This is a genomic window from Bradyrhizobium sp. S3.7.6, assembly GCF_054061875.1.
The window spans coordinates 5509062-5530656 of the sequence record NZ_JBSSEQ010000001.1; the positions used below are offsets into that span (position 1 = coordinate 5509062).

Genomic DNA, 21595 nt, shown 5'->3' on the forward strand with positions numbered 1-21595 from the left:
GGGCCTTTTGAGTTCCGTTGACGGTGACGAAGCGAGACCGTCGTGACGACTGAAGCGCAACGACGGCGCTCCATGTGGCAGATCCTGCTGTTCTCGGCGGGTCTTCTCGTGTTGACCGTGATCAGCGCCGGCTCCGTCTACCTGGTCAACAAGGCCAGAGACGATAGCAAATGGGTGATCCACACCATCGAGGCGGAGAACCAGATCAACGCCCTGCTGCTGGAAATCCGGCGTGCCGAGAGCGCCGCCCGCGGCTATCTCCTGACCCAAGGGGCGGATTTCAAGGCCGACCATGAGAAAGCCGTGGCAGCGATCATACCTGCCCTCGACAAGCTCACGCGCCTGACCCGCGATAATCCGGACCAACGCGGCAACATCGAGAAGCTGAGCGCGGCCATCGAAATCCGGCTGGGGCAATTCAAGCAGGAGCTGGACTTCATCGGCCAGAATCGGCCGGACAAGGCCATAGCGCAGGTCCGCGAGGCCGCCTCCACCGACACCACGGCCGAGATCAGCAAAGTCGCCGTCTCCATGATCCAGGAGGAGGAGCGTCTGTTCCGGCTCCGATCGGCCAATTCCGACCGCAGCCAGACGCTGGCGGCCTCGATGACCGGCATCGGTTCGGGCCTCGTGGTGCTGCTGACCCTGATCTCGATCTGGCTGGTGCGGCGCTCGGTGCTGGCCCGCGACGAGGCCGAGACGCGCCTGCGCGACGCCTACGCCAACCTCGAGACCGTGGTCGACGAACGCACGGCAGACCTGCGCGAGGCCAACAACGAGATTCAGCGCTTTGCCTATATCGTCAGTCACGATCTTCGCTCGCCCCTCGTCAACATCATGGGCTTCACCAGCGAACTCGAAGAGCTCAGCGGCGACATTTTCCGCCGTATCGGCGGCCTTACCCATGTCCCGGCCGATGGCCCGCCGCTAGCTGACGGCGAGGTCACGCTCGAAGGCCCGGACAAGCAGCTTTCAACGGATTTTTCCGAAGCGCTCGGCTTCATCAAGTCGTCGATCGCCAAGATGGACCGCCTGATCTCGGCGATCCTCAACCTCACCCGCGAGGGCCGGCGCGAATTCGTGCCCGAGAAGATCGACACCCGCGAGTTGATCGAAGCCATCGTCTCGACGCTGGCGCATCAGTCCGCCGAAGCGCAGGCCGAGATCCATGTCGCGCCGCTGCCGGATCTCGTCAGCGACCGCCTTGCGCTGGAGCAGATCTTCTCCAATCTGATCGACAACGCCATCAAATATCTCAAGGCCGGCGCCCCCGGCGAGATCAGAATCCGCGGGCGCACCAAGCTTGGCTACGCTATCTTCGAGATCAGCGATAATGGCCGCGGGATCGATCCGAAAGATCACCAGCGGATTTTCGACCTGTTTCGCCGGGCGGGAACCCAGGACAAGCCTGGTCAGGGCATTGGTCTTGCGCATGTGCGTGCACTTGTGCGCCGCCTCGGCGGTACCATGTCGGTATCATCGGAACTGAATACGGGCAGCACCTTCACCATCACGCTGCCCATCACCTGGAACGCAAGCAACCGGAACGCCGACCAATGACTCAACCCGTCACCATCATCATGATCGAGGACGACGAGGGCCACGCCCGGCTGATCGAGCGCAACATCCGCCGATCCGGCGTCAACAACGAGATCATCCCCTTCGCCAACGGCACGGACGCGGTGAAGCACCTGTTCGGCTCCGACGGCAGCGGGCTCGTGCAGAAGGGCAATGCGCTCCTGATCCTGCTCGATCTCAATCTCCCCGACATGACCGGGATCGACATCCTGAAGCAGATCAAGGAGAACAAGTACCTGAAAGCCTCGCCCGTGGTGGTGCTGACCACCACCGACGATTCCCAGGAAATCAAGCGCTGCTACGAGCTTGGCTGCAACGTCTACATCACCAAGCCCGTGAACTACGAGAATTTCGCCAATGCCATCCGGCAGCTCGGCCTGTTCTTCTCGGTCATCCAGGTCCCGCCCGCCGCCTCATGAACCAGCACCCGCCTACACTGCTCTACATCGACGACGACGCGGCGCTGGCCCGCCTGGTCGAGCGCGGCCTGACGCGGCGCGGCTACAAGGTCATTCATGCCGCGAGCGGCGAGGAAGGCCTGGAGCGTATCCGTCGCGCGGGGACCCAAAACAGCGCCGACGGCTGCATCGACGTCGTGGCGCTCGACCAGTACATGCCCGGCCTCGACGGGCTGGAGACGCTCGAGCAGATCATGGCGATCTCAGGCGCGCCGCCCGTGGTGTTCGTCACCGCATCGCAGGATTCCAGCATCGCGGTCACCGCGCTGAAGGCGGGCGCGGCCGATTATCTCGTCAAGGACGTCAAGGGCGACTTCATCCCCCTGCTCCACGTCGCCGCCGACGGCGCGCTACGCCAGGCCGAATTGCAGAAGGCGCGCGAGGAAGCCGAGGCCGAGATCCACGCATCGCGCGACCGCTACGCCGCGCTCGCTGCCGAACGTGAACTGCTGCTGCGCGAGGTCAATCACCGCGTCGGCAACTCGCTCCAGATCATCGCCTCGCTGCTGCATCTCCAGGCGAACTCCGCAGGCCAGGAAGAGGTCAAGGCGGCGCTGACCAACGCGATGGGCCGCGTCGCCGCGGTCGCGCAGGTCCACCGCCGCCTCTACACCTCGCAGGACCTGAAGAGCGTGGTGCTCAACCAGTATCTGGATTCGCTGCTCGAGGATCTCAGGCGCTCGGCCGAAGGCAACCGGATGTCGCGCCTGACGGTGAAGGCCGAGCCGATCGAGATCGACCCGGACCGCGCCGTCGCCGTCGGCATCATCGTCAACGAGTTGGTGATGAACGCGGTGAAATACGCCTATCCCGACGGCGCCGGCCCCATCCATGTCGAGCTGACCTCGCAGGGCGAGGATCTGCTGCTGGCGATCACCGACGACGGCGTCGGCGACAAGGTCAAGGCGGATCCACGCTCGACCGGCATGGGCCAGCGCATCGTCGCGGCGATGGCCACCAAGCTCGACGCCACCGTCGAGCGCGACCCCGCCCATTCCGGAACTCGCGTCATGCTGAGGTTCCGCCGCACGCCCGCGGCCCCCGACAAGACCAACAACGCCGCCGCAGGCTGACCCTCGCCCCCTTCGCAACACCTCCACGATCCTGCTATTGTTGCGCCATGACTTCGCGCGACTCCGCTTCGTCTGAAATCACGCCGGCCGTGCTGTTGCGTGCCTATGCCTGCGGCATTTTTCCGATGGCCGAGAGCGCCGACGATCCGACCCTGTTCTGGGTCGAGCCGGAATTGCGCGGCGTGATCCCGCTCGAGGGATTTCGCGTGGCCTCGCGGCTCGCGCGCACCGTCCGTACGGACGCCTTTCGCGTCACCGTCAACACCGCGTTCAAGGCAACGATCGCCGGCTGCGCGGCGCCGCAGGCGGGACGCGAGGACACCTGGATCAACAAGCGGATCCGCGACCTCTATGGCGGCCTCTACGAGCTCGGCCATTGCCACAGCGTCGAGGCCTGGCAGGGCGACGACCTCGTCGGCGGGCTCTACGGCGTCAGCCTCGGACGCGCCTTCTTCGGCGAGAGCATGTTTCACACCGCGCGCGATGCCTCGAAGGTCGCGCTGGTGCACCTGGTCGCGCGGCTGATCCATGGCGGCTTCGAGCTGCTCGACACGCAATACGTCACTGATCATTTGAAGAGTTTTGGCGCGGTCGAGATTTCGCGGCGGCGCTACACCGCACTGCTCGACAAGGCCCTCGCCGGCGACCCCGGCGATTTCCTGAGGCTGTCAGCCAGTGACGCGATCCCGGGCGCGCGCGCGCTCGACATCGTCGCCTCCCGGCCATAATCGGTGATGGGGCCTAGCGCCCGAACCCGGGGATGCCGAACAGGCCCGGCCGCTGCTCCGGCGGCGGCGGGGGTGGCGGCGCCGGCTGCTGCTGCTGGATCGGCGGCAAGGGCTGCGGCGGACGCTGCTGCACGGCCTGCTTGGGTGGCGCCGCCTTCTTCTGCGCGGGCGGCGGAGCCGGCGGCTTTGCCGCGGCCGGATCGGGCGCCGCGGTCGCAATGGTCTGCTGCGGCTCTTTGCAGTCGGTGAGCCAGATGTCGTAGATCGGATGCTCGACGCCGTGCAGGCCCGGGCTTGCCGCATACATCCAGCCCGAGAAGATGCGCTTCACCTCGCCCTGCAAGGTGATCTCGTCGACCTCGACGAAGGCGTCGGTATTGGTGGCTTCCGTCGCCGGCCGCGTATAGCAGGCGTCGGTTTTGACCCGCAGCGCGCCGAACTGGACGGTCTCGCCGATGTCCTCGTCGAAATTGATGATGCGCCCGGTGATCTTGTCGAGGCCGGAGAAGGTCGCCTTCTTGTTCACGATCTTCTGGGCCGGCGGCTCGGTCACGACCTCGTCGCCGGGCTGGAGGCTCGCCGGGGTCTGCGGGACAGTGCCGCCCGGCCCGCCCTTCTGCTGGGGCTGGCGCTGACCGGGCGCCCCCGGGGCGGCTTGCGGATTGGGCGGAGCAACCGCCACGGATGGCGGCTGGTTCGGCGGAGCGACGGTTGAGCCCGGCGGCGGCGCCAGGGGCTGGGACTCGACCGGCCCCGGCATCACGTTACCTTGCCGGCCCGGCGGCGGCGCCATCGGGCGCGACGGCAGCACGCGGCCCTGCGGCGGCAGCTCGGGGACCTCTTCGTCGTCATCGGGGATCTGAGGCTGCGGCTGACCACGCGGAATCGAACCCGGCGGCCGCGGCGGCGGGTCGGAGAAGATCGTGCCGATCTGCGCTTGCGCGGGCGTCGCAACCGTCAATGCGGTGGCGGCCAGAAGCGCCGCAAGACCTGGCAGGGCAAGTCTTGTAAGGGTAAAGGTTCGAACCATCTTCTCGCGCGGCTTCAACAGCGAATCGGGCTTGCTGGACATTCTACAGGGGATACCGCCGCTCGCAGGCCATCCGGTTAACACGGCGAATACGGCGGGGGAAGGGCGGCATCCCTGCCCTGCCCGCCGCCGGCTGGCCAGACCGGCGGCCGGATGGGATAGTTGACCCGCCCCTCCCCGGGGCCGAGGCGGGCAGCGCCCCCGGAAACGACGTCCAACCACAACGTTAAGCCTAAGGTCGCTCCCATGCCCGTCGTGCTCGATCCCGATGCCGCCGCCGTCTACAAGGCCTTCCAGGACGCCGGCCGCCCCGCCTACGAGACGCTGACGGCACCGGAAGCCCGCGCCTATTACGGGCAGGCCCGCTTTGCCACCAACCCCGAGCCGCTGGAATTGGCGCGCGTCGCGGCGCTGGCGATCCCGGCGCCGCACGGCGCGATCCCCGCCCGCACCCACGTGCCAAAGGAGCCGCGCCTTCAGGACGGGTTGTCGCCGGCGCTGGTGTTCTTCCATGGCGGCGGGTGGGTGATCGGCGATCTCGACTCCCACGACGTCGTCTGCCGCCAGCTCGCCGTCGAGGGCGCGCTGATCGTGATCTCGGTCGATTACCGCCTCGCGCCCGAGCACAAGTTCCCCGCCGCCGCCGATGACGCGATCGCCGCCACGAAATGGATTGCCGCGAATGCGCGCGAACTCGGCATCGACGCTGCGCGCCTTTCGATCGGCGGCGACAGCGCCGGCGGCAATCTCGCCGCTGTGGTCGCACTCACCGCACGCGACGGCAACGGTCCGAAGATCGCCGGCCAGGTCCTGATCTACCCCGCGACCGATTTCGCCATGACGCACGGCTCCCACAGCGAGCCCGAGACCAGCGTGCTGCTGACGCATTCGGTGATCCGCTGGTTCCGCGATCACTATCTCAACGGCACAGCCGACATCCACGACTGGCGCGCCTCGCCGGCACGCGCGAAAAGCCTCGCCGGTTTGCCGCCGGCCTATGTGCTCACGGCCGGCGCCGATCCGCTGCGCGACGAAGGCGACGAGTATGCCGCGCGCCTGAAGCAGGCCGGCGTGCCCGTCGCCTACAAACATTATCCCGGCCAATTCCACGGCTTCTTCACCATGGGCAAGCTGCTGCCGCAGGCCAACGTCGCGGTGCGCGAGATCGGCGCCTGGTTGAAGGAGCTGGGCTGACGCCTCCCATGCCCTTCGTTCTTCAAACCGTCTTCGCCCTCCCCCTGCGCGCGCTGGCATGGCTCGGCAGCCAGGGCACCCGCGGGGTCGCGGCGGTCGTGTTCGTCGCCGCCGCCGTACCGCCGCTCGGCGCGCTGCTGCGGCCCTACATCACCGAAGCGATCCTCGTCCTGCTCTGCATCTCCTTCATGCGAGTCGATCTCGCGGCGCTGTACGGTCACCTACGCCGCCCGGCGCTGATTGCGACCGCAACCGCCTGGACTACGATGGGCGTGCCGCTGATCGTCGGACTGATCATCTATGCAGCAGGGCTCAACGACCGCTCGCCCGGCCTTTCCGTTGCCCTGATGCTCCAGAGCATGGCCTCGCCCATGATGGCCTCGCCGGCGCTCGCCGCGCTGATGGGGCTCGATGCCACGCTGGTGCTGGTCACGCTGGTGACCTCGACCGCGCTGGTGCCGTTCACAGCGTCGCTGTTCGCAAGCCTATTCCTCGACGGCATGCTCAGCGTCACGCCGGCGACGCTCGGCCTGAAGCTGCTCGGCATCCTCGCGGCGTCGCTGCTGGCCGCAACCATCATCCGTTGGGTGTTCGGCGCAAAAGCGATCCAGCGCCACAGGAAGCCGATCGACGGCTTCAACATCATCATCCTCCTGATCTTCGCCGCCGCGATCATGGGCGATGTTGTGAACGATCTGGTGGCGCAGCCGGTGTTCACCATCGGCCTGGCGGCTCTGTCCTTCGCGATCTATTTTACGCTGCTCGCCGTGACCACGTTGCTGTTCCGCCGCATCGGCTATGAGCGCGCGCTGGCGCTCGGGCTAATGGTGTCACAGCGCAATCTGGGCCTAATGCTGGCCGCGACCGCCGGCGCGCTGCCGCCAACCACCTGGCTCTATTTCGCGATGACGCAATTTCCGATCCACCTTGCGCCCTACATGCTGACGCCGATTGCACGCCGCTTCACGGCGCGCGCGGATGGCAACGGCGAGGCAGCTGCAGGCAAGGCGACCTAGGACGCAGTCATAGCGGCGTCGCAGCCGGCTTTGAGGCCCTGAAGAGATAGCGGTTGGTGCTGAAGAAGTATTGTCCTGCCCCGCTGAGACACTCGAACTCGCTGTGCCATGCTTCGAGATCATCGGCGGAAACGTCGTTCCTGCGGGCGACGAAGTCCCGAATGCCCTGGGCCAGCCCCTTGCTGTAGCTATCGTCATCGTACTGCAAATTCAGGATTGGAAAGACCGACGCACCGTCCAGGTGAAGTCGTGCATCCGCCAATCTGCGGGCCATCGACCTCGGGAGACGCGGGTGAGCGCAGTGCGCTTCCCATGATTTCATCACCGCGGCCATACGTTCCGGGCTTTCGGAATACCACACCACCGCGTCCCAGTCGGTTGCGACAAAAATCGTGCGGCCCCCTGGCTTGAGCACGCGAAATGTCTCTGTGAGGACGCGGTCAACATCGGGCACGTACTCGGCAACCTGCGTGCACACGACGACATCGAACGACGCATCGGGTTGACCCAATTCCGTGGCGTTGCCGATCGCATATGAAATCCAGGCGGAAGCCTTCTGCCGGTTGCAGACCGCGATCAGGTCAGTCGACACATCGATCCCGACGACGGCACCATCAGGCCCAACGATCTGCGCCATGCTTTCGCAGAGATAGCCGGGACCACATCCGATATCGAGAACGCTCTCGCCGGCAGACAGATTGAGCTGCCGAATGGTCTCCGCGCGCTGGGCGGTCACGTCCCCTGTGAGATAAAGTCTTTGGAGCCGTTTCGCGTTTTCGTTGCTGTACTCCATCCCGCTCATCTTCGCCTCCACGCTCGAGTGCCAGGTGAGATTTCCTAACCCGCCCGCGCCGCGCGCCGCAGCGCCTGCGGCGGCTGGCCGAAGGCGCGGATGAAGGCGCGCCGCATGCGCTCGGGGTCGCCAAATCCGGTCGCCTCCGCGACGAGCTCGATCGCCTCGCGCGAGGACTGCACGCGCTCGCGCGCGACCTCGATCCGTAAGCGCTCGATCGCCTTCGACGGTGTCGTGCCGGTCTCCGCGGCAAAGGCGCGGGCAAAATGCCGCGCGCTCATGCCGGCACGATCGGCGAGATCTTCGACCGTCAGCCGGGCATCGAGGTTCTCGCGCGCCCAGGACAGCAGCGCGCCGAACCGGCCGTTCGGCGTCTTCAACTCCAAGAGCGATGAGAACTGCGACTGGCCCCCGCTGCGGCGATGATACAGCACGAGCTGGCGGGCGGCCTGTTGCGCGATCTCCTCGCCATGGTCCTCGGTGACCATCGCGAGCGCGAGATCGATACCCGCGGTGATGCCCGCCGACGTCCACACATTGCCGTCATGCGTGAAGATCTGGTCCGGCTCGAACTTCACCTTGGGATAGCGCGCGACGAAATCCCGCGTGCGGCCCCAATGCGTGGTGGCGCGGCGTCCATCGAGCAGGCCCGCCTCGGCCAGCACATAGGCGCCCGAGCAGACGCTGGCGACACGCACGCCGCGCCGCGCCAGCCGCTGCACGAAGGCGCGCGTGACCTGGCAGCGTGCGGCGTCCGTCACGCCTGCGCCACCCGCGATGACCAGTGTCGTGATCGCGTTCGCCGACTTGAAGTCGCGCGCCATCATTTCCACGCCGGACGAGCTGCGCACGGGCCCCGCGTTCAGTGCCAGCACGCGGATTCCGGTGGTCGTCTTGCCCGTGCAGCGCGCCGCGATCTCGAACACCGAGATCGGGCCGGCCGCATCGAGCAACTGGAAGTCCGGGAAGATCAGGATGCCGATCATGGTCATGTCCGAAAGTGAGGGAAATACGCCATTTTGGACGGAATGGCATCATGAGAGGCTGCGTCCGTCAAGCTCATCTTTGGAGGACCTGCCCATGTCGTCACCGCTCCAGATCGGTCTTTTGGTGTTTCCGCGCGTCACCCAGCTCGACTTCACCGGTCCCTTGCAGGTGTTCTCCTCCGTCCCCGGCGCGAAGCTGCACCTGATCTGGAAACGGATCGAGCCGGTGCCGAGCGATTCCGTGCTGACGCTGACGCCGACCACGACATTCGCCGACTGTCCTCAGCTCGACGTGATCTGCGTGCCCGGCGGCGGCGGCACCAACGACCTGCTCAATGACGAAGAGGTGCTGGATTTCCTGCGCCGGCAGGCCGAAGGCGCCAAATACGTCACCTCGGTCTGCACGGGGGCGCTGGCGCTCGGCGCTGCCGGCCTGCTCAAGGGCTACCGCGCGGCCACCCATTGGAGCGCGATGGAGATGCTCGGCCAGTTCGGCGCGATGCCGACCAAAACGCGCGTCTGCATCGACCGCAACCGCGTCACCGGCGGCGGCGTCACCGCCGGGATCGATTTCGCGCTGACGCTGGTGTCGATCCTGGTCGACCGCACCACGGCGGAAGCGATCCAGCTCCAGATCGAATACAACCCCGCCCCGCCGTTCACGTCCGGCTCGCCCGACACCGCGCCGGCCGAAGTGCTGGCCTTGCTGAGAGAGCGCGGCGCCGCAAACCAGGCCCGCCGCCTTGAGGCGGTCAAGCGCGCGGCTGAGCGGGTGATGTAGCTCTCATGTCCCGGACGCGGTGCAGCATGCAACGCTGCGCCGCAGCGTCCGGGGCACGAGACCTCCCGCAAGTCCCCAAAAGAAAAAGGCCGCTCGGTTTCCCAAGCGGCCTTTCCTGTCTTACGGTGGCTGCACATTCCATCGGGCGATTTCGAACTTCCAGACCGGGGGCCTATCTCCCGATCGAGTCCTCGTCGGCGGCCGCTGCATCACGGGACAGTCGCGAACTGTTGCCCGAACCGAACGCGATGGTCTCCCATCTCCGTAAGATGGGACCATTGAGCCGCATCGCTCGCGTAGCTGCAACGCCGGCGCAGGCGCTGTCCCCGCTGTTCCCGTTGTCCACAGCAAGGTGAGGCGGATGCTGGTGCATCCACCCCCACGGCAAGGATTCGGACGGAGATCGGAAAGCTAGCCAGGCGTCCAGGGCTGGTAGTCGCCGGTCGCCTTGGGACGCTTGCCGCTGGCAAGCGTCGAGCCGGAGGGCCGATAGGCGTTCGGCGTGCCGGTGGGGTTCGGCTGGTGCGGCTTTTGCCATTCGCGCGGCTGGTAGTTCTCTTCGGTCGGCGGCACATCGACGACGTGATGCATCCAGCCGTGCCAACCCGTCGGGATGCGGCTCGCTTCGGCGTAGCCGTTATAGATGACCCAGCGCCGCTCGAAGCCGAGTGTCGGATCGATCGCGCCGCCGCGGGTCCGATAATAGCGGTTCCCCTGCTCGTCCTGGCCGACCAGCTCGCCATACCGCTTGGTCCAGAGCTGGGTGCCAAAGGTCTGGCCACTCCACCAGGTGAAGAACTTGAGGAAGAACTGTTTCATACGGCTAGGGCCCTGCTTCGTGAGGCCCTGATGCCATCCGGGCGGCGAAATGTCCAGTTCCGCGGGGGCGGCGGTGCCCCCCGCAAAATGTGGTGCCCGGCGCAAGCCCTGCCGCAAATCGGACGCGATCCGTTCATGCCGGGTACAGCGGCCACATGGAAACCTGCGCCATACGCGCACACCGGCGTGAACCCTGGAACCGCGGGCCCTTCAAGAGGTTTGCTTCAGGGAATAAGGAGTTTGAACATGAAAAGTCTGAGAATTTTGAGCGCCGCGGCAGCGGTGGCGTTGGTCCTTCCGTTGGCGACGCCGAGCTTCGCCCAGGGCCGTGGCGGCCACGGCGGTGGCGGCGGTGGTCATTTTGGCGGTGGTGGCGGCGCCCATTTCGGCGGTGGCGGCGCCCGCATGGGCGGCGGCAGCTTTGGCGGCGCGCGGTTCGGTGGCGGCGGCGGCAATTTCGCAGCCGGAGCCATGCGCCCGAGCGCCGGCCTAGCCATGCGTCCGACCGCAGGAGCCACGTTTAGTGGTGGCGGCGGCCGTCCCCTCGCAGTCGCGGGTAACAACTGGCGCGGCGGCGGTGGCAACTGGCACGGTGGCGGCTGGCGTCGTCATGGTGGCGGTTTCTGGCCGGGCGTCGCAGCCGGTGCTGCGATCGGCGGGCTCGGCTCCTACGCCTACTACGGTGGCGGGTACTACAACGATCCCTACTACTATGGCGACGACAGCTATTATGACGAACCGTCGGTCGCGGTGGTGCCGGATAGCGGTGGTGACTCGTCGGCTTATTGCGCGCAGCGATACAGATCCTACGATCCGGCCTCGGGCACGTATCTCGGCTATGACGGCCAGCGTCATCCCTGCCCGTAAGCAGGTCGACAACGCTTGACGGAAGAGGCGTCGCATCGGTGCGGCGCCTCTTTCGTTTGTCGCGCGCTCATCGCCTGTTTCGCGCGCAGCCCGCGCATCGCGCGGGAGTAACTATGCACGCGAACGCGAGGGACCTTTATTCACCGCACCGTGCATATCTACAATGATCCAATCCCAAATTGACCCGTCCCGCGATTCGCCTATATCACCGATGAATGTTGGGACTTCGATCTACTGGGAAATGTCATGCCGCGTATCCTCGTGGTAGATGACGATCCGATGGTCGGCGCGACCATCGAGGTCCTGCTCCAACGTCAGGGCTTCGATGTCACGATGGCTGACGGCGGCGAAACGGGGCTGGCTGCGCTCGAAGCGCAGACGTTTGACGTGATGCTGGTCGACATCTTCATGCCGCACATGCGCGGCTTCGAATCCATCCGCATCTTTCACGAGCGCGCCCCGGCGATCCCTCTCATCGCGATGTCCGGCTACGCCTTCGCCTCGTCTGCGTCGCCCTCCCCCGATTTCCTCCGCATGGCACTGGAACTCGGCGCGACACGCTGCCTGCGCAAGCCGTTCACGCCGGACGCGCTCCTGACCACGATCCGGGAATGCCTCGGCGAGGCCACGCAGCCGAAGGACAAGAAAGAAGCCCCTTGATCCCAACGCAGCGCGTCATTCTCGGTGCTGGACTTGCAATCCTCCTGATCATCACCGCCGCCTCGATCGGACTCGACGTCAAGTCGCGGTTCGATGCCGCCTGGGTCAATCACACCATCGAGACGCAGAAGAAGATCTCCGATCTGCGCGTGCTGATGCGCCACGCCGAGAGCGCCGCGCGCGGCTACGAGATCTATCGCAACCCGAGCTTCAGCGACGAGTTTCAGGCGGTGCACGCCCAGATCGCACCGGCGCTGGCCGACCTCAAGCGCAGCCTGCGTGACAACCCCGATCAGGTCGCGCTCATCGAGGGCACCGAGCCGCTGGCGCTGCGCCGGGTCGAGATCGCCGCAGAGGTGATGCGCCTGCGCGCCGAGAACGACCAGGCCGGCGTTGCCGCGCTCCAGGGCAAGGGCGAGGGCCGCGGCCTCATGGACACGGTGATGGGCAATCTCGATCAGCTGAGCGCGGAGGAAGAGCGATTGCTCGCCGCCCGCGCCCTAAGTTCCCGCCGCACCGGCATCGTCCTGCTCGGCATCGACGTGATCGGCGCGCTGGTGATCCTGCTGCTGGTCGCGATGCTGATGCGCGAGAGCCAGCGCACCACGGTCGCGCTGAAGAGCACCCTGCTGGAGACCACGGCGGCGAAGGAGCAACTCGAGGCGGCCGTCGCCGAGCGCACCGAGCATCTCGTCAACGCGCATGACGAGCTGCGGCTGTCGGTGAACGTGCTCCAGAGCACGTTCCACAGCATGGCCGAGGCTGTGCTGGTGATCGACGCCGAGGGCACTGTCCTTCTGTCCAATCCGGCCGCGGAACGCATCTTGCTGCATCGCGCCGGCATGAGCCTGCGCAATCTGCGCGCCCTGTCCGACGTGTTTCACGGCGACGGCGTTACGCCGCTCAGGGCCGACGAGCTGCCCTCGACGCGCGTGCTGCGCGGCGAGCAGTTCGAGAATCTGGAGATGATCGTCCGCCCGCATAACGGCAACGATCCCCGCCATCTGATGATCAGCGGCCGGCCGATGCGCGACGGACAAGGCAACGTCTCCGGCGCCGTGCTGGTCTATCACGACGCGACCACGTCGCGCGAAACCGAGCGGCAGCTGCACCAGTCGCAGAAGCTGGATGCGATCGGCAAGCTGACGGGCGGCGTCGCGCACGACTTCAACAACATGCTCACGGTGATCTCCGGCAATACCGAGACGCTGGTGGCGAGTCTGAAGCAGCAGCCCGAGCTCCAGCGCGTGGCCCGCCTGATCGACGATGCCGCCGAGCGCTGCGCCGAGCTGATCCAGCATCTGCTCGCCTTTGCACGAAGGCAGCCGCTCCAACCGCGCAATGTCGAGATCAACGGCGCGATCGCCGATATCGCCAAGCTGCTGCGCCCCACCCTCGGCGAGCAGATCCAGATCGAGACCGTGCTGGAACAGGGACCGATGACCGCGCACATCGATCCGTCCCGCCTCACCAATGCCGTGCTCAACATGGCGATCAACGCCCGCGACGCCATGCCGAACGGCGGCAAGCTGCTGCTCGAGACCCACCACGTCGTGCTCGACGAGGCATATGCGCAGGCCCACGCGGAGGTGCAGCCCGGCCCCTACGTGATGCTCGCGGTCAGCGACACCGGCACCGGCATGTCAGCGGACATCCAGCAGAAGGCCTTCGAGCCGTTCTTCACCACCAAGGAGGTCGGCAAGGGCTCGGGCCTCGGCCTCTCCATGGTCTACGGCTTCGTCAAGCAGTCCGGCGGCCACATCAAGATCTACAGCGAGGAAGGCCACGGCACCACGATCAAGCTCTATCTGCCGCCGGGCGACGGCATGACGGACGCGGCGGCCCCAGTGGCGCCGCAGGCCGAAGGCGGCGCCGAGACCATTTTCGTGGTCGAGGACGACACGCTGGTGCGCAACTTCGTCACCGCGCAGCTGCAGAGCCTCGGCTACGACACGGTCGCCGCGCCCGACAGCCGGGCCGCGCTGGACATGATCGAGGCCGGCCAGGACTTCGACCTCCTGTTCACCGACGTCGTCATCCCCGGCGGCATGAGCGGGCGCGAGCTCGCCGAAGAGGTGGCCAAGCGCCGGCCGGGTGTGAGGGTGCTCTACACCTCCGGCTACACCGACAACGCCATCGTCCACCACGGCAAGCTCGACGACGGCGTGCTGCTGCTGACAAAACCCTACCGCCGCAACCAGCTCGCCGAGATGATCAGGAAGGCGCTGAACGGCGGCGGGATGACGGCGGGTTAGTTCAAGGATTGTTCTGCGGCGGCTTCCGCCGCTTTGTTTCGAACACCTTCGCAACATCCGGAGGCATCGCCCCAGGCGCACGCGATCGCGCGCCTTCTATCGCCCATGCCTTTTCGAAATCGGCGCTCGCAGCGGCAGCGTCCTGCTTCTTCTCGCAGGCCGCGCTGCGTGCGCGATAGGCTTGTTCATTGTCCGGATCGAGCTCGATCTGCTTTGTGAAGTCGGCAATGGCCCGGTCCTGATCGTCCTTGAGCGCGTAGGCGCGGCCGCGAAGCCCGTAGACGTATCCGATCCTGGCGTCGGCTGCGATGCTGGCATCGAAATCGGCGATGGCTGCGTCGAGATCGCGCGTGTGCAGATAAGCCGAACCACGGATGCTGAGCGGATACGAACGCTTCGGATTCAGCTCGAGCGCCTTGCTGGCGTCGGCAATCGCATGCGCGAAGTCATCCTGGCGTAAACGAGCGTCGGCGCGACTCTCGTAAGCCGCCGCACTGCCCGGATTCATGCTGATCCAGTGATCGATGTCGGCAATGGCGTGGCCGTAGTCCTTCTTTCGCCTGAACGCCACAGCCCGGTATCGATATCCATCGAAACCGCCGTCCGGTTCGATGCCAAGCGCGCTGGCAAGATCGGATGACGCGCCGGCGCGGTCGCCGATGTGATTGCGGTTGTCTTGCCGGGCAAGATAGGCCGCGATCCATCTCGGGTTGATCTCGATCGCCCTGGATTCGTCCGCGATGGCACCGCGCCGATCGCCCTTCTTCGCGCGGGCGATACCCCGGTTGGTGTAGGCGCGAAAATTCTGCGGATCGATCTCGATGGCTTTCGTCGAGTCGGCGATCGACTGATCGACATTGCCGTCGTCGAAATTGGCTGCACCCCGCCTCATATAGGCGTCGGCGAAGGCTGGATTGATGGCGATGGCCTCGCTCTCATCGGCGACGGCCGCCTTGTAGTCGCCGCTGCGCCAGTGGGCGTTGCCCCGATCATGAAAAAAGCCCGCACGTTCATCGTGGCCTGGCGTGCCGGCCTCGATCAGGCGCGTGCAGGCCGAAATCACGGCCGCTTCCGGAGCATCGTTGGATGCATTGCAAGATAACCGATCCTGATCGGCTTGAGCCAATCCAAGGGACGGGATCAGGCCGAGCACGACGGCCAGCGCGATGACTCTCATGCGTTGCCCCTGGAGCGAGGTGAATCGCGGGAAACTATCTAGAGGTGCAGCGCGGCTTCGCGCAAGAGACCGCTGTCTAGCGCGTCGCCAGCACCACGGCCGCCAGCGTGAAGACCAGCGCGGCGATCTGCCCCGGGCCCAACGGCTCGTGCAGCGCCAGTGCCGAGGCGACGACGCCGATCACGGGTACCGCCATGGTGCCGATCGCGGCGACCGAGGCCGGCAGGCGCGCTAACGCGGCGAACCAGCTGACATGGGCGATGCAGAACTGCACCACGGTCGAATAGACGGCTGCCCAGCCGAGCGTCGTCACCTGCTCCGGATGCGAGGCCTGGCACGGCTTCGAAAGCGCGCAGATTGTGTGTGCGCTCGGCTGAGAACTGCACTGAATTACGAATGCTCACTGACGTCATCCGCGGTCTCGCGGCGGGTGTCGATGTTGTTTCCGGGTGACAGGCGACCGAAATCAAACGGTATTCCTGGCAGGCAAGACCATTCTCGTTGAGCCGTTTCGGCGAGCGAATATGTTGCGGTCTGTTTCTGAGGATTTCACCTCGGAATGGCCTGCGGGTCGGTGCCAAGGCTGCCGGTAATACAATTGATAGTTGAATCGAGAATTGGTTCTTGTCCGACCCGGCGCCGTTTCAGGCTCCCTACATTGTTGGCGAGCACGGCTGTCGCACTGGCGCTGACGATCGTGTCGGTGCGCGCCGACGGCGGCGCTGGCGGAGCCGGTGGCAATGGCACGGGCGGCGGCGGTGGCGCGGCCGGTACCAGCGCCTCTCCTAACGGTGGGAATGGCGGTGACAACGCGACCGGACAAGGCGCGGGCGGCGGCGGCGGCGCTGCCGCAGGCGGCACCGGAGGCTCCGGGGGCACGGCGACCTCAGGCGGCAACGGCGGACTTGGCGGTGACGGCGGCAACGTTGTCGGTGGCAGCGGCGGCAATGGCGGCAACGGCAACTCAGCTCTGACTACGGGTAGTGGCGGTGGCGGCGGCGGTGGCGGCGAAGGTGCGCTCGGTGCCGGCTCCGGTGGAGCGGGTGGCGCCGGCGGTCACGGCGGCGCCAGCGCGAGCGGCGCCGATGGTTCTTCTGTCATTGGTGGCCTTGATGCCAGCGCGGGAACGGGCAGCGGCGGCGTCGGTGGCGGCGGTGGTGCGGGTGGCGCCGGCGTGCAGGTCAGCGTCGGAGGCAGCACCCTTTCGATAGCGGCGACCGGCGGCGCGGGTGGGGTTGGTGGCAGTGGCGGCGCCGGCGGGAGCGGCGGCAATGGAGCCAGTGCTCTCTCCCTGGGCGTCGCTGGTGTGACCGGCGGGACCGGTGGCAACGTCCTCGGCAGCGGGGGCGCTGCCGGCGGCGGCGGCAATGGCGGCACCGCCGTGCAGGTCACCAGCGCAGGCACCACGACGGTCCAGCAAACGGTCGCCGGCGGCGATGGCGGCAGCGGCGGGCGCGGCGGTACAGCGGGTCACGGCGGGAGCGGTGGTGCGGGCGCTTCCGGCGCCAATGTTCTCGGCGCGCTCGATGGCGGGACCGGTGGAAACGGCGGCAATAGCGGGGTTGGTGCCGGCGGCAATGGTGCGATCGGCGGCAGCGGTGGCGACGGCATCCAGGTCACGGGTGGCGGCACCGTGACGATTTTGCAAAGCGTCACGGCAGGTACCGGCGGCAGCGGTGGCGCTGGCGGTGCAGGCAGCGCCGGCGGCATGGCCGGCAACGGCGGCAACGCGGGATCCAGCATCGGGCTCGGCGTAGCCGGCGGGCGCGGTGGCAATGGTGGCACCGGCGGCAGCGCCAGCGCCCACGCAGGCGATGGCGCCAATGGTGCCGGCGGTGGCGTTGGTCTGCAGGTGACGAGCGGTGGCACGCTCTCAATTTCCCAAACGATCATGGGAGGCGCCGGTGGCAATGGCGGAGCTGGCGGCAACGGCGCCAATGGCGGCGCAAGCGGGATCGGCGGCGCCGGCGGCACAGGCGACAATGGCGCCAACGGGGTCCTCCGGCTCCGGCTTTCTCAATGGCAACAACGGTCTGGTTGGTGGCGCTGGCGGCAACGGCGGGAATGGTGGCGCCGGCGGAAATGGCGGCATTGGCGGTAGCGGATCCAGCGGCGGCGATGGTGTCCAGCTCACGAACGGCGGGACCGTTACAGTTTCGGGCAACATCGCTGGTGGCGCCGGCGGGATTGGCGGCTCCGGCGGCAATGCCGGCAACGGCGCCGCCGGGGGCAACGGCAGTGACGCCGGCACAGCGGGCACCGGCGGTGCTGGCGCGAGTGCCCTTCTCCCGGCCGTCGCTGGCGGCAGCGGCGGCAGCGGCGCCGCCGGCGGAATGGGTGGCAACGGCGGGAGCGGAGGAAGCGCCGGCGATGCCGGCGTAGGTGGTCATGGCGGCGCCGGCGGCGCCGGCGCGACCATTTCAAACGGTGGCACGCTGACCAATCAAGGCATCATCACCGGCGGCGATGGCGGCCGCGGCGGCACCGCAGGCAGTGGCGGCAACGGCGGCGCCGGTGGCAATGCGGGCAACGGCGGTGTCGGCGGCGTTGGCGGCGCTGGCGGCAACGGCACCGCTGGCGTCAACGTGGTCGGCTCGACCGATGGCGGCAATGGCGGCAACGGCGGGACCGGCGGATTTGGCGGTGCCGGCGGCAATGCCGGCAACGGTGGCAGCGCCTCGAGCCGCGGCGGCGATGGCGGCTATGGTGGCACCGGCGGCGTTGGCGCCGCCTTCTCCAACGGCGGCACGCTGATCAATCGCGGCACGATCACCGGCGGCAATGGCGGCATCGCCGGGGCCGCGGGCATGGGTGGCCTCGGCGGCACCGCGGGCAGCGCCGGCAGCGGTGGTGTCGGCGGCTCCGGCGGCGTCGGCGGTGCCGGGGCCTTGGCCGCCAGCGGCGGCACGAACGGCACCACAGGGACGAACGGCTTCTCCGGCGTGAGCGGCAGCGCCGGCGCGAGCGGTAGCTCCGGCAGCAGCACCGTCACCGCCGGGGTCTCCGGCGCGGTCGGTGCAGGCGGCGCCGGCGTCATCGGCACCAATCTCAGCATCATCAACAGCGGATCGATTTCAGGCGGTCTCGCCGGCGACGGCGTCACGCGTGCCAACGCCATCACCTTCACCGGCGGCGCGAACACGCTACAGCTTCAGGCCGGCTACAGCTTCAGCGGCAACGTCGTCGATCAGACGGGCAACGGCGCCTTGCAGTTCGGCGGCAACACCAACCCCACTGCTTCTTTCGACGTTTCGCTGATCGGCGCCGCTGCGCAGTATCGGGGCTTCGCGAGCTTCGAGAAGACGGGCGCTTCGACCTGGACGCTAAGCGGCACCAATAGCGCTGCATTGCCGTGGTCGATCGCCGCCGGCACGCTGCTGGTGAACGGCTCGCTGGCCAATTCGACCATGACCGTGAACGCCGGCGGCACGCTTGGCGGCACGGGCACTATCGGCGCAGCGACGATCAATGCCGGTGGCACGTTCATGCCTGGAGCCGTCAACACGCCCGGGACGTCGACGATGGTCGCCGGCAATCTGGCCTTCCAATCGGGCGCGCTCTACGTCGTTGCGCTCAACCCATCGACATCGAGCTCCGCCAATGTCACGGGCGCGGCGACGTTGACGGGTGCGACCGTGGTCGCGAATTTCCTGCCCGGCAGCTATGTCTCGAAGACATACACGATCCTGACCGCGGCCGGCGGACGTGGCGGCACGACGTTCGCGGGCATCACCAATGTCGGACTGCCGACGGGCGCGAGCGATACACTGAGCTATGACGCCAACAACGCCTATCTGAACCTGACGGCCGCCTTCACCAATTACACCGGCCTCAACGTCAACCAGCAGAACGTCGCCAACGCGCTGACCTACGCCTTCAACAACAACGGCGGCCTTCCGATGGGCTTCTTCGGACTCGATCCCACCGGCTTGACCCAGGTCTCCGGCGAGAGCGCCACTGGCTCCCAGCAGACGACGTTCAACGCGATGAACCAGTTCATGGGCGTGATGACGGATCCATTCATCTCCGGTCGCCGCGGTCCCGTCAGCGCCGGCGGCCCGCCGAATGCATATGCCGAGGACAGCTCGGCCTACGCGGCACGCGGTCGAACTGTTGGCGAGCGCGACGCTTATGCGGCGATGTCCACCAAGGCGCTGGCAGCTCCGACCTTCGACCAACGCTGGAGCGTGTGGGCCGCCGGCTTCGGCGGGTCGCAGACCACGGCCGGCAACGCCATCATCGGCTCGAACAACAGCGCGAGCAGCATCTACGGCATCGCGGTCGGTGCGGACTATCGGGTCTCGCCGGACACGCGCGCGGGATTTGCGCTGGCGGGCGGCCGCACCGGCTTCAACGTCAACGGCCTCGGCTATGGCAGCTCCGACCTGTTCCAAGCCGGCGCCTTCGTTCGCCATAACATCGGTGCGGCCTACATCATTGCTGCGCTGGCTTATGGCTGGCAGGACATCACGACCAACCGCATCGTCACGGTCGCCGGCATCGACCACCTGCGCGCCGAGTTCAATGCGAATGCGTATTCGGGTCGCGTGGAGAGTGGCCACCGCTTCGTCACGCCGACGCTGGGCGGTCTCGGCATCACCCCTTACGCCGCAGGGCAATTCACCACATTCGACCTGCCGGCCTATGCCGAAAGCGTCGTCGCCGGTTCGCCGTTGTTTGCACAGACCTATGCCGCCAAGAGCGTGACCGACACGCGCAGCGAGCTCGGCATTCGCACCGACAAATCATTCGCCATGCAGAACGGCATCGTCACGCTGCGCGGCCGCCTTGCATGGGCGCATGATTTTAATCCGGATCGTTCGATTGCCCCGACCTTCCAGTCGCTGCCGGGCGCAAGCTTCGTCGTCAACGGTGCGGCGCAGGCGTCCGACTCCGCGCTGACCACAGCCTCGGCCGAATGGCAGTGGACCAACGGCTGGTCTGCCGCCGCGACGTTCGAGGGCGGGTTCTCGAATGTCACGCAAAGCTATGCCGGGCAAGGGCGCGATCCGCTACGCATGGTGATGCCTGGTTCTCGAACTAGCGCGTCGCCAGCACCACGGCCGCCAGTGTAAAGATCAGCGCGGCGATCTGGCCCGGCCCCAGCGGCTCGCCCAGCGCGAGCGCGGAGGCGACCACGCCGATGACAGGCACGGCCATGGTGCCGATCGCGGCCACTGACGCCGGCAGCCGCGCCAATGCTGCGAACCAGCTGACATAGGCAATGCAGAACTGCACCACGGTGGAATAGACCAGCAGCCACCAGCCGACCGGCGTCACCAGCGAAAGATGCGTGGTCTCGACCAAGAGGCCGATGATCGAGATCGGCAGGCAGCCGATCCCGATCTGCCAGGCCGCAGCCGTGATCGGCGGCAGATGGATCGGGTACTTCTTCGAGAACACCGTGCCGACGGCGAAGCCGAGCGCGCCGCCCAGCGCCATGATGATTCCAGGCAGCTTCTCCACGCTCGCCGCAAAGCCGTTGCCGCCCATGATCGAGGCCAGGCCGACGAAGGCCATCACCAGCCCCAGCGTGCGCAGCACGGTCGGCCGCTCGCCCAGCACCGGCCAGGCGATCAGCGAGGCCCAGACCGGCATGGTGTAGGCGATCAGCGCCGCCTCGCTGGCCGGCAGCCAAAGCAGTGCCAGGCCCATCAGCACCATCCAGCCGGTGACGTTGAGGACGGCGGCGGTCAGTAAGCGCGGCCAGATCCCCGGCCCCACCTTGAGGCTCTGCCGGCGGATCAGCGCGAGGGCGGCGAGCAGCACCGCGCCCAGCACGCCGGTCACCCCGCGCAGCGTCAGCGGCGGCAGCTCGGACAGCAGGAACTTCGTCACCGGCCAGTTGAAACCCCAGCCGATCGAGGTGATGGCGAGGAACATCAGGCCGGCCGGGGCGATGCGCGGTCGCGCATCCCGGCGAGTCGAATCAAGCATGTGGGGTACCCGGCAAAATCGCGGTCAGCTTGGCGCGGATTCGCACGCGCCACCACCACCCCGGCGGGCATGCCTGCCCTCACCTTCCGTAGCCCTACGTGAGTCCCGCTGAGGCAACCCCGGTCCCGAAAAATATACCTGCCCTGTGAACAGCGGGGTGAAGGGTCCGTATCGTCACGGGATGCAAATTTTTTTGGTTGGGAATCCCTGAGGACTCACTGATACTTGGCTCAACAACAGGCG

At 66.9% G+C, this 21595-nt stretch carries 18 protein-coding genes and 1 pseudogene; 12 read left to right on the forward strand and 7 right to left on the reverse strand.

Features of this window, described 5'->3' with window-relative positions; all coding sequences use genetic code 11:
* The first annotated feature begins 42 nt into the window (after positions 1–42).
* Genes ACVJ5M_RS26970 through aat form a run of 4 tightly spaced genes read left to right on the forward strand, consistent with a single transcriptional unit; the run spans position 43 to position 3837 of the window.
* A complete protein-coding gene (locus tag ACVJ5M_RS26970) occupies positions 43–1560 on the forward strand; it encodes a sensor histidine kinase (RefSeq protein WP_094184055.1) in 1518 nt (505 codons plus the stop codon).
* Positions 1557–1997 carry a response regulator gene (locus tag ACVJ5M_RS26975; RefSeq protein WP_063983554.1) on the forward strand — a complete coding sequence of 147 codons (441 nt, stop codon included), beginning with the start codon at positions 1557–1559 and terminating at the stop codon, positions 1995–1997. The genes ACVJ5M_RS26970 and ACVJ5M_RS26975 overlap by 4 nt, the downstream gene beginning before the upstream one ends.
* Positions 1994–3109, forward strand: coding sequence for a sensor histidine kinase (locus tag ACVJ5M_RS26980; RefSeq protein WP_063983555.1), 1116 nt, complete (start codon positions 1994–1996; stop codon positions 3107–3109). Before ACVJ5M_RS26975 ends, ACVJ5M_RS26980 begins: the two co-directional genes overlap by 4 nt.
* Positions 3110–3156: 47 nt before the next feature.
* On the forward strand, positions 3157–3837 hold the full coding sequence (gene aat, locus ACVJ5M_RS26985; protein WP_063983556.1) for a leucyl/phenylalanyl-tRNA--protein transferase: 681 nt from the start codon (positions 3157–3159) through the stop codon (positions 3835–3837).
* 13 nt (positions 3838–3850) lie between these two features.
* On the opposite strand, the gene ACVJ5M_RS26990 is transcribed toward aat, so the two are convergent.
* On the reverse strand, positions 3851–4909 hold the full coding sequence (locus ACVJ5M_RS26990) for a DUF2155 domain-containing protein (protein WP_166096385.1): 1059 nt from the start codon (positions 4907–4909) through the stop codon (positions 3851–3853).
* 204 nt (positions 4910–5113) lie between these two features.
* Here ACVJ5M_RS26990 and ACVJ5M_RS26995 point away from each other — a divergent pair, with 204 nt between their 5' ends.
* Entirely contained in the window at positions 5114–6061 is a 948-nt protein-coding gene (locus ACVJ5M_RS26995) for an alpha/beta hydrolase (protein ID WP_063983558.1), read from the forward strand.
* An 8-nt stretch (positions 6062–6069) separates the two neighbouring features.
* Positions 6070–7077, forward strand: a complete 1008-nt coding sequence (locus ACVJ5M_RS27000) for a hypothetical protein (RefSeq protein ID WP_063983559.1) — start codon at positions 6070–6072, stop codon at positions 7075–7077.
* A 7-nt stretch (positions 7078–7084) separates the two neighbouring features.
* On the opposite strand, the gene ACVJ5M_RS27005 is transcribed toward ACVJ5M_RS27000, so the two are convergent.
* A complete protein-coding gene (locus ACVJ5M_RS27005; RefSeq protein WP_063986397.1) occupies positions 7085–7879 on the reverse strand; it encodes a methyltransferase domain-containing protein in 795 nt (264 codons plus the stop codon).
* Positions 7880–7914: 35 nt separating this feature from the next.
* Positions 7915–8856: a GlxA family transcriptional regulator gene (locus ACVJ5M_RS27010; protein ID WP_063986398.1), complete on the reverse strand. Its 942-nt coding sequence runs from the start codon at positions 8854–8856 to the stop codon at positions 7915–7917.
* A 94-nt stretch (positions 8857–8950) separates the two neighbouring features.
* On the opposite strand from ACVJ5M_RS27010, the gene ACVJ5M_RS27015 reads away from it, so the two are divergent.
* Positions 8951–9637: a DJ-1/PfpI family protein gene (locus ACVJ5M_RS27015; protein WP_063983560.1), complete on the forward strand. Its 687-nt coding sequence runs from the start codon at positions 8951–8953 to the stop codon at positions 9635–9637.
* A 411-nt stretch (positions 9638–10048) separates the two neighbouring features.
* On the opposite strand, the gene ACVJ5M_RS27020 is transcribed toward ACVJ5M_RS27015, so the two are convergent.
* Positions 10049–10456 (reverse strand): NADH:ubiquinone oxidoreductase subunit NDUFA12, encoded by a 408-nt coding sequence (locus ACVJ5M_RS27020; protein WP_028148726.1) that lies wholly within the window; start codon positions 10454–10456, stop codon positions 10049–10051.
* A 246-nt stretch (positions 10457–10702) separates the two neighbouring features.
* Here ACVJ5M_RS27020 and ACVJ5M_RS27025 point away from each other — a divergent pair, with 246 nt between their 5' ends.
* The 3 genes from ACVJ5M_RS27025 (at position 10703) to ACVJ5M_RS27035 (ending at position 14238) form a co-directional block, all read left to right on the forward strand.
* A complete protein-coding gene (locus ACVJ5M_RS27025; RefSeq protein WP_063983561.1) occupies positions 10703–11323 on the forward strand; it encodes a BA14K family protein in 621 nt (206 codons plus the stop codon).
* Positions 11324–11569: 246 nt separating this feature from the next.
* On the forward strand, positions 11570–11983 hold the full coding sequence (locus tag ACVJ5M_RS27030; protein ID WP_063983562.1) for a response regulator: 414 nt from the start codon (positions 11570–11572) through the stop codon (positions 11981–11983).
* The gene (locus tag ACVJ5M_RS27035; RefSeq protein WP_063983563.1) at positions 11980–14238 is read left to right on the forward strand and encodes a CHASE3 domain-containing protein; all 2259 of its coding nucleotides are present in this window, start codon (positions 11980–11982) and stop codon (positions 14236–14238) included. Before ACVJ5M_RS27030 ends, ACVJ5M_RS27035 begins: the two co-directional genes overlap by 4 nt.
* 1 nt (position 14239) lies before the next feature.
* On the opposite strand, the gene ACVJ5M_RS27040 is transcribed toward ACVJ5M_RS27035, so the two are convergent.
* Together ACVJ5M_RS27040 and ACVJ5M_RS27045 are read right to left on the reverse strand one after the other, a co-directional pair.
* A complete protein-coding gene (locus ACVJ5M_RS27040; protein WP_354099572.1) occupies positions 14240–15415 on the reverse strand; it encodes a tetratricopeptide repeat protein in 1176 nt (391 codons plus the stop codon).
* A gap of 76 nt (positions 15416–15491) precedes the next feature.
* Positions 15492–15713 (reverse strand): annotated as a pseudogene (locus tag ACVJ5M_RS27045) (EamA family transporter); the annotation flags it as partial.
* Between the two features lie 363 nt (positions 15714–16076).
* Here ACVJ5M_RS27045 and ACVJ5M_RS27050 point away from each other — a divergent pair.
* Both ACVJ5M_RS27050 and ACVJ5M_RS27055 read left to right on the forward strand, forming a co-directional pair.
* A complete protein-coding gene (locus tag ACVJ5M_RS27050) occupies positions 16077–17516 on the forward strand; it encodes a hypothetical protein (protein ID WP_456679428.1) in 1440 nt (479 codons plus the stop codon).
* A gap of 2038 nt (positions 17517–19554) precedes the next feature.
* Positions 19555–20490, forward strand: coding sequence for an autotransporter outer membrane beta-barrel domain-containing protein (locus ACVJ5M_RS27055; protein ID WP_456679636.1), 936 nt, complete (start codon positions 19555–19557; stop codon positions 20488–20490).
* On the opposite strand, the gene ACVJ5M_RS27060 is transcribed toward ACVJ5M_RS27055, so the two are convergent.
* Complete coding sequence (locus ACVJ5M_RS27060) at positions 20456–21352, reverse strand: DMT family transporter (RefSeq protein WP_063983567.1); 897 nt, start codon at positions 21350–21352, stop codon at positions 20456–20458. The two genes, ACVJ5M_RS27055 and ACVJ5M_RS27060, sit on opposite strands and share 35 nt — an antisense overlap.
* Positions 21353–21595: the final 243 nt, after the last annotated feature.

What these genes read in the sequence shown, in the direction of transcription:
- ACVJ5M_RS27025 (WP_063983561.1), top strand. Translation starts at nt 10,703, where the DNA reads ATGAAAAGTCTGAGAATTTTGAGCGCCGCGGCAGCGGTGGCGTTGGTC.
- ACVJ5M_RS27000 (WP_063983559.1), top strand. Translation starts at nt 6,070, where the DNA reads ATGCCCTTCGTTCTTCAAACCGTCTTCGCCCTCCCCCTGCGCGCGCTG.
- ACVJ5M_RS27030 (WP_063983562.1), top strand. Translation starts at nt 11,570, where the DNA reads ATGCCGCGTATCCTCGTGGTAGATGACGATCCGATGGTCGGCGCGACC.
- aat (WP_063983556.1), top strand. Translation starts at nt 3,157, where the DNA reads ATGACTTCGCGCGACTCCGCTTCGTCTGAAATCACGCCGGCCGTGCTG.
- ACVJ5M_RS27055 (WP_456679636.1), top strand. Translation starts at nt 19,555, where the DNA reads ATGTCCACCAAGGCGCTGGCAGCTCCGACCTTCGACCAACGCTGGAGC.
- ACVJ5M_RS26980 (WP_063983555.1), top strand. Translation starts at nt 1,994, where the DNA reads ATGAACCAGCACCCGCCTACACTGCTCTACATCGACGACGACGCGGCG.
- ACVJ5M_RS27060 (WP_063983567.1), bottom strand. Translation starts at nt 21,352, where the DNA reads ATGCTTGATTCGACTCGCCGGGATGCGCGACCGCGCATCGCCCCGGCC.
- ACVJ5M_RS27040 (WP_354099572.1), bottom strand. Translation starts at nt 15,415, where the DNA reads ATGAGAGTCATCGCGCTGGCCGTCGTGCTCGGCCTGATCCCGTCCCTT.
- ACVJ5M_RS26995 (WP_063983558.1), top strand. Translation starts at nt 5,114, where the DNA reads ATGCCCGTCGTGCTCGATCCCGATGCCGCCGCCGTCTACAAGGCCTTC.
- ACVJ5M_RS27005 (WP_063986397.1), bottom strand. Translation starts at nt 7,879, where the DNA reads ATGAGCGGGATGGAGTACAGCAACGAAAACGCGAAACGGCTCCAAAGA.
- ACVJ5M_RS26990 (WP_166096385.1), bottom strand. Translation starts at nt 4,909, where the DNA reads ATGTCCAGCAAGCCCGATTCGCTGTTGAAGCCGCGCGAGAAGATGGTT.
- ACVJ5M_RS27015 (WP_063983560.1), top strand. Translation starts at nt 8,951, where the DNA reads ATGTCGTCACCGCTCCAGATCGGTCTTTTGGTGTTTCCGCGCGTCACC.
- ACVJ5M_RS27020 (WP_028148726.1), bottom strand. Translation starts at nt 10,456, where the DNA reads ATGAAACAGTTCTTCCTCAAGTTCTTCACCTGGTGGAGTGGCCAGACC.
- ACVJ5M_RS26975 (WP_063983554.1), top strand. Translation starts at nt 1,557, where the DNA reads ATGACTCAACCCGTCACCATCATCATGATCGAGGACGACGAGGGCCAC.
- ACVJ5M_RS27010 (WP_063986398.1), bottom strand. Translation starts at nt 8,856, where the DNA reads ATGATCGGCATCCTGATCTTCCCGGACTTCCAGTTGCTCGATGCGGCC.